Annotated in this window: 14 protein-coding genes; 6 read left to right on the forward strand and 8 right to left on the reverse strand. The window is 49.5% G+C overall.

Annotated features, from left to right (window positions below; translation table 11 throughout):
- Positions 1–33 precede the first annotated feature (33 nt).
- Genes ACFPYJ_RS04165 through ACFPYJ_RS04180 form a run of 4 tightly spaced genes read right to left on the reverse strand, consistent with a single transcriptional unit; the run spans position 34 to position 4,084 of the window.
- Positions 34–870 carry a type II secretion system F family protein gene (locus ACFPYJ_RS04165; RefSeq protein ID WP_379186774.1) on the reverse strand — a complete coding sequence of 279 codons (837 nt, stop codon included), beginning with the start codon at positions 868–870 and terminating at the stop codon, positions 34–36.
- A gap of 34 nt (positions 871–904) precedes the next feature.
- Complete coding sequence (locus ACFPYJ_RS04170) at positions 905–1,729, reverse strand: type II secretion system F family protein (RefSeq protein ID WP_379186775.1); 825 nt, start codon at positions 1,727–1,729, stop codon at positions 905–907.
- On the reverse strand, positions 1,726–2,964 hold the full coding sequence (locus tag ACFPYJ_RS04175; RefSeq protein ID WP_379186776.1) for a CpaF family protein: 1,239 nt from the start codon (positions 2,962–2,964) through the stop codon (positions 1,726–1,728). Before ACFPYJ_RS04175 ends, ACFPYJ_RS04170 begins: the two co-directional genes overlap by 4 nt.
- On the reverse strand, positions 2,921–4,084 hold the full coding sequence (locus ACFPYJ_RS04180) for a P-loop NTPase family protein (protein WP_379186777.1): 1,164 nt from the start codon (positions 4,082–4,084) through the stop codon (positions 2,921–2,923). Before ACFPYJ_RS04180 ends, ACFPYJ_RS04175 begins: the two co-directional genes overlap by 44 nt.
- 306 nt (positions 4,085–4,390) lie before the next feature.
- Between ACFPYJ_RS04180 and ACFPYJ_RS04185 the strand changes: the two genes are divergently transcribed.
- A complete protein-coding gene (locus ACFPYJ_RS04185; protein WP_379186778.1) occupies positions 4,391–5,029 on the forward strand; it encodes a nitroreductase family protein in 639 nt (212 codons plus the stop codon).
- A 66-nt stretch (positions 5,030–5,095) separates the two neighbouring features.
- On the opposite strand, the gene ndk is transcribed toward ACFPYJ_RS04185, so the two are convergent.
- Together ndk and ACFPYJ_RS04195 are read right to left on the reverse strand one after the other, a co-directional pair.
- Complete coding sequence (gene ndk, locus ACFPYJ_RS04190) at positions 5,096–5,560, reverse strand: nucleoside-diphosphate kinase (protein WP_379186779.1); 465 nt, start codon at positions 5,558–5,560, stop codon at positions 5,096–5,098.
- 197 nt (positions 5,561–5,757) lie between these two features.
- Complete coding sequence (locus ACFPYJ_RS04195) at positions 5,758–7,566, reverse strand: M3 family oligoendopeptidase (RefSeq protein ID WP_379186780.1); 1,809 nt, start codon at positions 7,564–7,566, stop codon at positions 5,758–5,760.
- A 204-nt stretch (positions 7,567–7,770) separates the two neighbouring features.
- On the opposite strand from ACFPYJ_RS04195, the gene ACFPYJ_RS04200 reads away from it, so the two are divergent.
- On the forward strand, positions 7,771–7,968 hold the full coding sequence (locus tag ACFPYJ_RS04200; RefSeq protein WP_379186781.1) for a YycC family protein: 198 nt from the start codon (positions 7,771–7,773) through the stop codon (positions 7,966–7,968).
- A complete protein-coding gene (locus ACFPYJ_RS04205) occupies positions 7,965–8,201 on the forward strand; it encodes a hypothetical protein (protein ID WP_379186782.1) in 237 nt (78 codons plus the stop codon). The genes ACFPYJ_RS04200 and ACFPYJ_RS04205 overlap by 4 nt, the downstream gene beginning before the upstream one ends.
- A gap of 61 nt (positions 8,202–8,262) precedes the next feature.
- Here the strand turns inward: ACFPYJ_RS04205 and ACFPYJ_RS04210 are convergent, their stop codons facing one another.
- Both ACFPYJ_RS04210 and ACFPYJ_RS04215 read right to left on the reverse strand, forming a co-directional pair.
- Positions 8,263–8,967 carry a DUF2225 domain-containing protein gene (locus tag ACFPYJ_RS04210; RefSeq protein ID WP_379186783.1) on the reverse strand — a complete coding sequence of 235 codons (705 nt, stop codon included), beginning with the start codon at positions 8,965–8,967 and terminating at the stop codon, positions 8,263–8,265.
- Between the two features lie 25 nt (positions 8,968–8,992).
- Complete coding sequence (locus tag ACFPYJ_RS04215) at positions 8,993–9,373, reverse strand: globin domain-containing protein (RefSeq protein ID WP_379186784.1); 381 nt, start codon at positions 9,371–9,373, stop codon at positions 8,993–8,995.
- Between the two features lie 449 nt (positions 9,374–9,822).
- On the opposite strand from ACFPYJ_RS04215, the gene ylbJ reads away from it, so the two are divergent.
- From ylbJ to ACFPYJ_RS04230, 3 genes are all read left to right on the forward strand, one after another.
- Positions 9,823–10,923 (forward strand): sporulation integral membrane protein YlbJ, encoded by a 1,101-nt coding sequence (ylbJ, locus tag ACFPYJ_RS04220; protein WP_379186785.1) that lies wholly within the window; start codon positions 9,823–9,825, stop codon positions 10,921–10,923.
- A 69-nt stretch (positions 10,924–10,992) separates the two neighbouring features.
- Complete coding sequence (locus ACFPYJ_RS04225) at positions 10,993–11,790, forward strand: NAD kinase (protein WP_379186786.1); 798 nt, start codon at positions 10,993–10,995, stop codon at positions 11,788–11,790.
- Positions 11,790–13,529, forward strand: a complete 1,740-nt coding sequence (locus ACFPYJ_RS04230) for an ABC transporter ATP-binding protein (protein ID WP_379186787.1) — start codon at positions 11,790–11,792, stop codon at positions 13,527–13,529. Before ACFPYJ_RS04225 ends, ACFPYJ_RS04230 begins: the two co-directional genes overlap by 1 nt.
- The last annotated feature ends 9 nt before the right edge of the window (positions 13,530–13,538 follow it).

Here is a 13,538-nt window from a genome sequence, read left to right on the forward strand (position 1 = left end):
AGATGGCCGGCGAGGCGACAAGCGCCATTAGAATCAAAAAATACCTACCAGCGGAAATACAAGCTTAGAAGATGCTTCCTCGCCTCTGGAGCGGGCAACCGCCTTTCTTTTCTCCCAAAGCGAATAGGAAAGCTCCTTCAAAGACAATACGAGACGATCGCCGCCCCTGCGGTAGTTAAGCAGGATGGTCGTCGTAAATAAAGAAACTTCCTGGACTGCGCAGCGTCTGCTGAACGCTTCCATTGCAGCGCTGAAGGATTGGCCGTTGCGGATCTCCTCATTGGCTCTGCGAAGCTCGATTAACAGCGGAATTTCCCTTTTATCTCTATCGTCTCTTCGTTCAGCACAGCGGATCAGCGCGCGTTGAACCGTCTCACCCGCCCCCAGCAGAAGCATCAGCTTACTCATGACCTCTGGAATAACAAGCAGAATATCCTGCTTGCGCTGCTCGAATTTACGGATGGTGTCGCGCCACCTTGCAGCCGGAATAATGACTCCGAGCAGCAAACCCATATACAACAAAGATCTTTCCCCGCTTAATAAGGACAGCCAGGCACCGCAGGCAGCAGCCGCATAACCGCAGCCTATAGTGAATACCGCAAACTGCTTCGTCGCATCCACCGTCCAGGTCGCCCCATGGAGCACAAACATTTTACCGTGCAGGGCCGACAGGAAGGGCTGCATCCGGTCCAATAGGCCGCTTTTTTCCAGCACCCACAGCATAGGGATAATCAGTAAACGGCGAACCGTCGGGTGATCCAGTTTCTCATCGCCGGTTTTAATCACTTTCTGCCGCGCCTGACTGCGTTCATTTATGGTGAATCCTGCAATCCAAACTATTGTAAGCAGTGCCCCAATCAGAATAGCCACAGCAATGAAGCCTCTCCCTAACGTTTATTCTTATCTACAATCGGATGCTCATCACCCTTATCATGAACCAGCAGCAAACAGCTAGAAGCAGAAGAGAGACGGTTAACAGGACATAACCTGCTCCTTTATATAAAGGAGCCATGTAATCCGGTGCCGTCATACTAAGAAAAGCGAGGAAGACAAACGGAACAGCCATCATGATTCTGGATTCATAACGCTTTTGTGCCACCATGACTGCGATTTCCTGCTGAATCTCCAATTTCTCTCCGATCGTTTGCGACGTACGACGGATCACTTCAACCAAATCACCGCCCGAACGTTTGCAGATCATGAACACATCAACGAACTGGGTAATATCGTCTATTTGCGCCCGTCTTCCAAAATCATCCAGAGCCTGCTCAAGCGGCTCTCCGTATGCCATTCGCGAGCGAATAATTTCAAATTCCATAATCACCTCCGTCTGAGGATCCGGATAAAGCAGCCGTAAATCCTCAAGCGAGGCAATGAAAGCATTTTCTACCGATCGGCCTGCAGCAAGCGACGAGGTTAGTGAATATAGAGCTTCTTTAAACTGTATTTTCAGCCGTTCCCTCCGCCTAAGCAGAAGTGAATCCCGGTGCTGCCGGGGCGCGAGAATCCCTCCAGCCGAGAAGATCAGCGATACAAGAATCGAATGATAGAATAAAAAGGCAGCCGTAAATGCAATCATCCCCCCGGCAGCAGAAGCCAAAACAAACTGTTTTTCCGTTAAACGGTATTCCGTATACACAGGTAAACTGCTGCCGCTTCGAACACCGGGTTCATTCTTAGAATCAGGCCATCCTAACCAGTCCAGCCAACTTCGCTGCCGCTTGTTCAAGCACTCTCCTCTCCCTTCTCAGACGAGAGACCTGCCATCTGCAATTTCCATGTCCGCTGCAGCGGATGAGCGGTTCGTTTGAGGGCGCCGATAACAAGGCCTTCCCTCTCGCCCTTTTCTTCAAACTTATACAGCGACTGAAGACTTACCTCGCCATTCTGTACACCTGTAATTTCACAAATTTCCGTTACGCGCCTAGTCCGATCGCGAAGTCTGGATAAATGGACCACAATATCAATAGCCGATCCGATTTGCTGACGTATGACGGCTATAGGCAGGTCAGCCCCGCTTAGAACCATCGTTTCCAGTCTGGCCATCATATCGCGGGCGCTGTTCGAGTGCCCGGTACTCAATGATCCATCATGTCCAGTATTCATCGCCTGCAGCATGTCGATGGATTCCCCTCCGCGAACCTCGCCAACAACGATTCGGCTGGGCCGCATCCGAAGCGATGCCCGAATCAATTCCCGGATGGTGATTTCCCCTTTCCCTTCTGTATTCGCATTGCGCGTTTCCAACGAAACTAAATTCGGAACCGTTCGAATCTGAAGCTCGGCGGAATCCTCAATCGTTACAATTCGCTCATCAGAAGGAATGAACTGCGACAAGGCATTCAGAAAAGTCGTCTTGCCCGAACCGGTACCTCCGCTGATGAAAATATTGTATTTGGCCGCAACAAGCTGTGCCAGGAAGGCCGCAGCCTCTTCGGTTATAGCTCCCCGCAGGATCAAATCCTCCATCTGCAGCGGCTGCTCCGGAAACTTACGAATCGTCATCGTAGGCCCTTTGAGCGCTACTGGCGGCAGAACGATATGAACACGTGAGCCGTCTTTCAGTCTAGCGTCGACGATAGGTGATGATTCATTCACGACACGATTGACACCTGCGACAACGGCCTGTATAAGATCCTCCAGCCGCGCCTGGCTTTCGAAGGTAATCGGAAGCCTAAGAAGCTGCCCTTCCCTTTCTACGAATAACTCGTCATGACTGTTAATCATAATCTCCGTAATTGATTTGTCTTCCATCAAAGGCTGAAGCAGATCAAGACCGCGGAAGGAATGGAACAGTCTTCGTACAAGCTGGACTTTCTCGAGCGATGTTAGAGGATGACTGCTGCACCACTGAAAGACCGTCTGCTCGATTCTTTCCATTAAAGCTTCATCTGTCATAGCATGATCCAGATCAAGCTGATCACGGATTCGCGACTTTAACTGCAGCACCACGTCCTCCTGCATCTGTTGCTCCCCTCTCAGACATAAAGAATCGATTAAGCAAAACCTCCACCGCTCCCAGATAAGCAGGGGAACTATGGATGTTATTAGGCAGCCGGCCCTTTGCCCATTCTTCGATATAGGGGAGGGACCCTTCTGCTTGCAAATTAAACTTTCCTTCCACTTCCAGTCGATCCCCTGATTCGAATTGTATCTGAATGAAGCGGAAGCTGCGCCTGCCTTCTTGAAAAGCCACTCCCCATTTCTGTTCCCCATACATTAGAGCTAACTCGGTTTTACGACGAACGACTGCTTGCTCGTTTACTAACCAGAGTGTGTGATCCGATGCCTTAAATACCTCATAATGAAGGGGTTCCAGCCGGCTGTCCAAATCAACAACGACCAAGTCATAATGACCAATCCCTATTACAGCCTGAAGCAGCTGATTGACGTGATCGGCGGTTAAAGAAAGCCTCTCCTCCGCGTTGCTGCAAGGCGGCAGATAGTCAATCTGCAAAGCGGGGTGCCTTTTGCGCAGCTCCGCTAATCGAAGGAATGCTTTGCCTGGCTGCGTCTGGAGCGTATACAGCAGCTGTGAGAAATCATCGCCGCCTTCTTCACCGAACCAAATTGAAGTGGCATTCCACTGTTCAAGGTTCAAATAAAATACGCGCATACCCCGAAGTCCTGCCTGCTGTGCCAGCTGAAGCGCCAACGTTGTTTTGCCGATTCCGCCACTGGCCGAATACACCGAAATTACATCTGTCCGACGATCGCCGCCGCTGCCTCCCTGGACTAACAACCGTTCACCGGAAGCTGCATAGACCGCCGAGCAGGCCTGAAGTAATTGAGGCAGAGGCTGATACTGCAGCACCTCAGGATAATCTTGAGTCTGTCCAAGATAAGCGACGAGCGCAGCTCTGGGAATTGAACCCATAGATTCGCCAAGCCCTTCAAGCATGGCCGGCTGAGCTGCGATAAAATCGATCCGATATCCCCCGCGGATAAAATGCTTAAGTGCAGCCGGGTTCGTAAATGCCGTAATCTGCCACGTCTCGCCAATTGAGGAATGCCGGACATATTCCGCAAGACGATCGAGATAATCTGCTTCTTTCACCGCAAGAATTAAACTCTGCTTGCTCATGTTTAAATACCTCCAAACTCCTTCATGCCGATGGAAGGGATCAAATGAATGCAAAAAAGCACCCTAACAACGCAGAATATCTGCGCTATTACGGTGCTTCCGTATAAGCTTTTTCAATTGCCCATAATTTACCACAGACATAGGCGATCAGTCAATCCACATTTTTTAAGTAAAGAATGGATGCCTCTGCAAAATGATAAATATGTTAACAGTTGCTTATTAAATGCAACCGCACTATAATAATGTAAGTTTGAGCACCTAAGGTAAGTAACTTGCATCATATTTAGTAAATAGGGAGAGTAAATCATGAGCCAAAATGCATCAGTCAGCACATTAACAGCAGAAGAAGTTATTAAAGCCCGTCATTCCGTTCGGCAGTACAAACCCAATGTTAAAATTCCAGAAAACACATTGAACGAAATTCTGGAGCTGGCAGCTCTCGCCCCTTCGTCTTGGAACATTCAACATTGGCGTTTTCTCGTTATTCAGGAGCAGGCGCAGAAGGATCTGGTCAAAGGTATCGCTTATGGCCAGCAGCAAGTTTCCGACGCATCAGTTGTTGTCGTTATTCTAGGCGACCTGGAAGCTAACCTGACAGGCCACCAAATTTATGGCGAAGCGGTAGATGCAGGTCATCTTAAACCGGAAATCCGCGATACCTTGGTTGGTCAAATCGATGGCGCTTATAAAAATGAGCAGGTTGCCCGTGACGAAGCCAATAAAAACGCTGGTCTGGCAGCTATGCAGCTCATGCTTGCAGCAAAAGCCAAAGGCTACGATACAGTGGCAATGGGCGGATTCGATAAAAACCGCTTGGTCGAGGCACTCAAAATTCCATCCCGTTATATCCCGGTCATGATGATTCCAATCGGTGAAGCGGCAACTCCGGCTCGCCCAACAGCCCGACTTTCACTAGATCAGCTTGTGATCAACGAATCATTCTAATTCAGATCCGCATGCAAAAAGCCCTTCTTTTTCTCCTACAGGAGAACGGAAGGGCTTCTTGTCGTTTTAATGTGAAATATTCGCTGTATGCCCAAAATCGGAGATCTCCATAAACATCGGCGCTGACATTGCAGAGTGGAAGAATAAGCTGATTTCATGCTGCGCGCTCTCTGGCGAATCGGAGCCATGCACAATATTACCGGTTATATCCATTCCATAATCCCCTCTAATCGTTCCCGGGGATGCTTCAACCGGATTGGTTTTACCGATAATCGAACGGGCATTAGCCACTGCATGGCGGCCTTCCCAAACCATGGCACATACCGGACCCGAAGTGAGATATTCTACCAGCTCATTGAAGAAAGGCTTGTTCTTGTGTTCCCCGTAATGCTGCTCGGCAAGCGAACGTTCAAGATGCATGAATTGCATAGCAATGAGCGTGAAACCCTTCTGTTCGAAGCGGGTAATGATCGGACCGATCAACCCCCGCCTCACCCCATCAGGCTTAATCATAACGAATGTGCTTTCCATGTGAATCACTGTCTCCCTCCGGAAGTAAACTTTGCGAAAAAAACGACGGGTATCAGGGCACGGCCAAGACCGCAAGACCGCCCCACTATCCTCAGTTTTCCATGATTCACCAAATTTCAACCCCGTAGAGGGAAAGAATATTCCAGGAAAATTCCAACTCGCTGCAAAATTCAGAATCAGCCCTCTTCAGCTCATTCTTATCCTTTGTCTGTAAGTGCGAGAAAGGTGTGCACATCCTCTGTAGTCAACGCAACAGCACCCCGCCAGAACTCAGGCTCGTCCAGGCGCACACCCAGATGTTTCTGCGCGAGCTCTTCCACGGTCATCAGACCCGTATCTCGAAGCAGCGCCACATAACGCTCAGCGAATGCTGCGCCTTCCTTCTTCGCGATTGCATAGATTCCGCAGCTGAATAGAAAGCCGAACGTATACGGGAAATTATAGAACGGTACGTCGGTTAAATAAAAATGCAGCTTAGACGCCCAAAAATTCGGATGCACCTCGCCAAGCACGCCATTGTACGCTTCACGCTGCGCTTCCTCCATCAAGCTGCTCAGTTCCTCATGACTCAGCATGCCTCTCTTGCGCTTGGCATAGAAACGGGTTTCAAATAAGAACCGGGCGTGGATGTTCATAAAAAAGGCGACCGAGCGCTGCAGCTTATCTTCCAGCAGACCCAGCTTCTCCTCCGGATCAGCCGCTGTCTTCAGCGCCGAATCCGATACGATCAGCTCTGCGAACGTAGAGGCAGTCTCCGCAACATTCATTGCGTACTCTTGGGCCAAGGGCGGCAGATCATCCATTACGTATTGATGATAAGCATGGCCTAGTTCATGGGCAAGTGTGGAGATGTTCGATGCCGTTCCTGAATATGTCATGAAGATACGGGTCTGTTTACTGACCGGGAAAGACGTGCAGAACCCGCCTGGCCGCTTGCCTGGACGGTCCTCCGCTTCGATCCAGCAATCCTCAAAGGCTTTCTTGGAGAAATCCGCAAGATCCGGACTAAACGCACGGAATTGATCAACGATGAAATCCGCCGCTTCATGATAGGGCACTGCCTTGCTTGCAGATCCGACAGGCGCTTCAACATCATGCCAGTCGAGCTTCTCGATTCCGAGCAGTTTCGCTTTGCGCTCCAAATAACGAACAAGCTCCGGCTTGCCTTCGCTTACAGCCGTCCACATCGCATTCAGCGTCGCTTCGCTCATCCGGTTCATCTCGAGCGGCTCTTTAAGCACTGACTCCCAGCCCCGCTTCCCGTACAGCTTCAGACGGAAACCTGAAATTCGATTGAGCGTCTCTGCGCATAACTCAGCCTGCTCGCCCCATTCCCGTTCCCATTCGGCAAACGCAGCTGTACGCACTGCACGATTAGGATCTGAGAGCCGGTTGTGCATCTGACCCGCAGAGAGCGTCTTCGAATTGCCTTCTTCATCCACGGCCTGGAAGCGTGCACGCGAAACTATCGTATTATAGAAATCTCCCCAGCCATGGTAGCCATCAACAGCCAGCTCTCCAGCCAATGCCTCCAGACTAGGCGGCAGCTTCTCTTTGGCCGCTTCGCGGCGTTCACTCAGAACAAAAGCTACAGGGCTGATCGACTCCTGCTTCGTCCACTGCTCCCACTGCGCTTCGTTAACGAGACGAAGCTGTTCATCGAAGCCGGTCAGAGCACTGTTGAATTTCGAAGCCATTGTTTTCACACGATCATTCAAGCCCTGAGCAGCAGTATCCTTCATCTTCTGAGCTAATAAACAGGCGACATACGAATCGACCTGACGAAGCCGTATTAGAATAGATTGAACAGCCCCTGTCCATGCAGACAATTGATCCCGAGAAACGCTGCTCTTATCACCTGCCGTCGTCTCTGCGGCTGCTTGAAGCTCACGTGACAATTGTTCAATATCGGTCTCCATCCCACTTAGCTCCGCTGCAAAAGCAGCCGATTCTGATCCACCGTCATAAATCGCATCTAAGTCCCAAGTCAAAGAATAATGGTCCATGGTCAGCCTCCATAATTTTATTCGTTTGCCCGCTTGGATACTTCCCTGCCAGTCATTTCAGCCTTATGTATGCGCGGCTTACGTTGCGTTATCTATCTGTGCAGTGTATAACTGAATTATAACGAATAAGCATCCCGCACGGCCAATCAATATCAATCGCGAACCAATGCCAGTCTGCAAAGGACGCTAGAAGGAGCTGATCATATGTCCCAACCTCTGCAATTATCGGCAGAAACAGCTGTTAAATTGTCCAAGGAACTAAACGTGCCGCTTGAGCATTTGATGCATATGCCAAAACACATTCTTCTCCAGAAACTCGCCGAGCTTGCCAAGAAAACGACAGCCTCAGAGCCTGAAGCCTCTGAGAATGACGGAGCCGATAAAGGAGCATCCGACTCGTGATCCCGTTTGAACGAACATGGCCTTATGACATCATTATGAAAGATATTTATGTGCCTACCTGTCCTTTCTGCGGCAGTGAAAATGTCCTGCTTCCCCTTCGGCCAAGAGAGCTTGGCGACATCCGCACCGGGAAGAAAAGATTGCTCGTATTCCCCTGCTGCCACAGCCGGGTGACAATTGTAGATGCCGACCAGGACTATTTGCTGGCGGATACGAAGCTGCGCAAGCTGTAACAGATGCTGCGACATTCAAAAGCCGCTCGGTCACATGGACCAAGCGGCTTTTTCTTTTCACTTATGATGCGGTAACGGCAGTTTGTTCATCTTCATAAATTTCGTTGCCTTCATGCTCATTTCGAATCTGCTGCCACATCTCTCTGGAAGCCCGGATCATAGCTGCATCCACAATTTTCTTATCATTAACAACGCGTGAGAACCAACGTACTGCGGTCTTTGCATCCCCTAACCGTCTATTCAGCTCCCCAATAAGGAACATCAATTTCGCATTATTAAGCGAATCGCCTTCAGTTTCGTAGACGCATATGTAAGCATCCAGAGCAAAACCTAAAAACCGATGCTCCTGCTGCTGATTGCTTGTATAGCGATACAACCATGCGATATGATGCAGAATCCCGGCAATAACCCGATCCTTCTCATCAACCGCCTGTGCGCAAAGAAGGGCCAGCTTATAACAATCCAGCGCCTGACTGTGATTCCGCTGACCGCCATAGTCTCTGAACACCCATTGGGATCCCAGCCCTTCATAATACTGCATCTTCTGTTTATCCGTCAGCTGACTTAAACCATTCTCCGTTGAAGCATACCCGCAGGTTGGACAAACACGGACAACATAGAAGTCCGGATTGATCTCATCCTTGTAATAGGTACAAAAATCACTATCTCTTGAATAAGCTTTCTTAAAGCTCGGTCTTACACGCGACGTTTTGTATGGAGTCTCACAGCAAATACAGTTTATAGTCGATAAGTAAAGCGGATCCATACAATCACAGCTCCTTGATTATTGGTTAATCATCCGTATTGACAAAATGATGGGCGGGTCCGGACAGACGCTCGATGATGAACAATCGCAGCTCATCCGGCATCCCGATCTCCATTAAGGCCCGGTTCATACAATCAAGCCATGCCTCAGCGCGTTCCGGTGTAATCGGGAAGGGCATATGGCGCGCACGCATCATCGGATGTCCGTATTGATCTGAATATAGGGAAGGCCCTCCAAAAAATTGGGATAGGAACAAAGTCTGTTTTTCCATAACGGGTGTAATATCACTTGGAAAAAGAGGTCCAAGCAGCGGATGCTCCTGCACCTTAGGATAAAAGGATTGGACAATTCGTTCTACTCCTTTAGTACCACCAACAGCCTCATAAATAGTGCTATAGTTATTCATCGTCACATTCATCTCCATTTTGTAGGTCTTTAGAATTATTTTATATAATTTTTTTCATGTACATAGAACATCAAGAATACAAAAAAATGCCCTTCACAAGGAGGGCATTCGGTGTGTGTTAGTACAAATAGACTACTGAATCAGCTCTCATAATCCTCTTCCCCAGGAGCCAATAATGACTCGCGGATGACATAAACGAATGCGCATACGAGGATGCCGGCAATAATACTCATAAGTCATCACCCCAAGCGTTCGATGTTCTTCTATTGTATCATAGTTATGTCGAAAATAATACCTATTTATGCAAGCGTTTTCCAAATTTATTTTTCCAGATCGATCCAAATTTCCTTAGACTATATATACAAGCTTTTCATTTAACCAGTGATGTTTGTCCTATTTCTAACATATAAAATAAAAAGGGTTATTCACCGACTAATGGAGGGCCGATTATGACAATCATCCGATATTTACTCCGTCCAGCTGTCATTCCAGCATGGTCCGCCGTGCTTATCTCGATACTGCTCATTCTCTTCCCGGCCGCTGGCCTTGAGTCCTCGCTCCGTGGATTGGCCATTTGGTGGCAGGTTCTGTTCCCGGCACTCTTCCCCTTCTTTTTTATATCCGAGCTCCTGCTCGGCTTCGGTATCGTTCATTTCTTCGGAACACTGCTCGATCCTTTCATGCGGCCCTTATTCGGGCTGCCGGGCAGCGGCGGGTTTGTCGTTACCATGGGCTATGCGTCAGGCTATCCGGTAGGTGCCAGATTAACAGCCCAGCTCTGGGAGCAGAAGCTCGTAACACGGGCTGAAGGAGAGCGGCTGGTCGCTTTCACGACTACCTCTGACCCGATCTTCTTAATCGGAGCCGTCTCTGTCGGTTTCTTCCACAACGTTGCTTTAGCTCCCGTCCTCGCTGCCGCTCATTACGGAGGCGGCATCATTGTCGGACTGCTCATGCGGTTCCATGACCGAGGGGCAGCAGCTACCGAATCTCCATCACATCATAAACAGCCAACTGGCAATAAAGCTGCCCATGCGAGAAGAAAATCTCGGATAAGCGAGGCTTTAAGGGCCATGCATCGTGCAAGACTGCTGGATGGACGCACCACAGGCGCTCTGCTGCAGGATGCTGTTCAAGCGGCGCTGCGGCTTATGATTGTCGTTGGCGGACTGGTCGTTGTCTTCTCCGTCATTATGGAGCTCCTTAAACAAGCAGGTGCGATCGGCGTCTTATCTGAGGCGATCCGTCTTGTTCTTAGCATCATTCATGTCCCGCCCGCGTTATCGGATGCCGTCGTTAACGGCCTCTTCGAAGTCACGCTTGGCGCACGTGCGGCGGGAGCAGCCGCAGGAAGCGGGCTTATCCACCAGGCAGCCATCGCTGCCTTCGTCTTATCCTGGGGCGGATTGTCCGTTCACGCTCAAATTGCCAGCCTGCTCAGCCGTACGGATCTGCGTTATCGCCCTTTCTTCATTGCCCGGCTCGTTCACGGCTTCATTGCGGCCGGTTTGATTTATCTCCTCTGGAATAGTATGGGTCCCACCGCCTGACATTGTATTCATCCGCTTTTTCCGATATGATCGATATATCTTATCATCGGTACGGAAGGAGCTTTTCTTTTGAACTATGTCGTTGTGGATAGAGGAGACAAGCTATCTAAACAGCTCGTGGAACGGTTTCATACCCTGGCGGGAGCTACAGGCCTGAAGCGAAATGATGACCTCCCTGAAATGGTTATTTCTATTGGCGGTGACGGTACGCTGCTTCAAGCTTTCCACACCTATGCAGATCGGATTGCCGATGTAGCCTTCATTGGCGTACATACAGGCCACCTCGGTTTTTTTGCCGACTGGAAGGCGGACGAGCTGGACGAGCTGGTCCGGATGATGGCGGAGAGTGAACCCCGCATCGTACGCTACCCATTGGCACAGATCGAGCTCGATACAGAAGAAGGACTTTCGACCCGGCTCGCATTGAATGAATTTACTATTAAAGGTGTAGATAACACGCTGGTTGCACAAGTCAACATTAATGATCAGCTCTTCGAAATGTTCAGAGGAGACGGAATTGTAGTCTCCACTCCCACAGGCAGTACGGCCTATAACAAAAGCGTAGGCGGCGCAATCATTCACCCGTCCATTGAATCCCTTCAGCTGGCTGAAATTGCTTCCATTAACAACAGGGTCTATCGTACTCTTGGCTCATCTGTCGTTCTGCCGCAGCATCACCACTGCGATATTATCTCGCGCAAAGATCAGCGTCTGCAGCTGACGTTCGATCATCTTAATATTACCCGCAGCGACATCCGCTCAATCCGCTGCAGTGTGGCTGATCTTAAAGTCAGCTTTGCACGCTACCGGCCTTTTCCATTCTGGAATCGCGTGCGTGAAGCTTTCATCGACTTTGACGTGAAATAATGAGGGTATTCCGCGCTTATTTGCAATTTGTTAAGCCCTACAAATGGTTAATTGGCTGGACCATTCTCATAGGTATAATCAAATTCACCATTCCGCTTACGCTGCCGCTTTTCATCAAATACGTCGTCGATAATGTGCTGCTCGCTCCGATTTCGGCTCATGATAAATACGAGAAGCTGTTCCGGGCTGTGGGACTTGCCTTTCTCTTATTCGTGGTCATTCGTTATCCGATTGAATATTTCCGTCAATATTTTGCGCAGCTTACAACAAGCCGTGTTTTATTCGATCTTAGAAACAAGCTGTACGCCCATCTTCAGCAGCTTTCCATCCGGTTCTATCAAAACCGTAAATCCGGTGAAATCATATCACGCATGATCAACGATGCCGAGCAGACCAAATCCTTAGTCGAAACCGGGCTTATGAACATCTGGCTCGATATGTTCACCCTATGCATCGCGCTTGTCATTATGTTCAATATGAATATGATGCTGACGTTTGTTGCGATTGCCATCCTGCCTTTCTATGGCTACGCCGTCAAGAAGCTGTATAAACGATTGCGCTCTTACTCCCGATCCCGCTCTCAATCCCTTGCAGAAATGCAGGGTTACCTAAATGAACATGTGAACGGCATTTCCGTTGTCAAAAGCTTCACTCTGGAGTCTTACGAGGAGGAGCAGTTTGGCGTTCGCAACAAAAAGTTTCTGGAGCGTGCATTTGCTCTCACACGGTGGAATGCACTGACGCAATCCATTATCAATACGTTGACAGAAATCGCCCCGCTGCTTGTCCTTCTATTCGGCGGTTATCTTGTCATTGAGAAGCAGCTGACGCTTGGAGAATTCGTGGCCTTCTATGGGTATCTGGACCGGCTGTATGGCCCTCTCCGGCGGCTTGTTAACTCCTCAACCGAGCTGACGCAAGCTTCTGCATCACTTGAGCGCGTGATGGAGCTGCTTTCAGAGAAGCCTGAGGTTCAGGATTTGCCTGGGGCCTCGATGATGAAGATGGTACGCGGAGACATTCATTTTGACCATGTTTCGTTTCGGTACGGGGAAGAAGGAGAATGGATTCTTCGCGACATTGATCTGACCATCCCGCAAGGACATACGGTTGCGCTTGTCGGGATGAGCGGCGGCGGTAAATCATCGCTTGTAAGCCTTCTGGCAAGGTTCTACGATACGGGCGAGGGACAGATTAGGATCGATGGGCAGGATATCCGCAGCGTTACACAGCAAAGTGTGCGCTCGCATATCGGTATGGTGCTTCAGGATAATATCCTGTTCAGCGGATCCGTTCGTGAGAATATCCAGCTGGGCAATCCGCTTGGGCCTGAAGAAGACTTGGTTCTGGCAGCCAAGCAGGCGAATGCGCATGAATTCATTATGTCATTGCCGGGTGGCTATGATACCGAAATCGGGGAACGCGGCGTCAAGCTCTCCGGCGGTCAGAAGCAGCGTATTGCAATTGCCCGGGTATTCTTGAAGAATCCGGCCATTCTCGTCCTGGATGAAGCAACCTCAGCACTCGACCTTGAATCGGAACATGCCATTCAGGAGTCACTTGCAGAGCTTGCACAGAACCGGACGACCCTTATTGTTGCCCATAGGCTGTCAACCATCACGCATGCGGATCTCATTGTTGTTGTCGAGCACGGTTCCATAACCGAACGAGGAACCCATAACGAGCTCATGGAACAGGATGGGGCTTATGCAAGACTTTATAACGTGCAGCATTTATAATCATCGATA

It is taken from the genome of Paenibacillus solisilvae, from assembly GCF_042656405.1.
GTDB lineage: Bacteria > Bacillota > Bacilli > Paenibacillales > Paenibacillaceae > Paenibacillus_Z > Paenibacillus_Z solisilvae.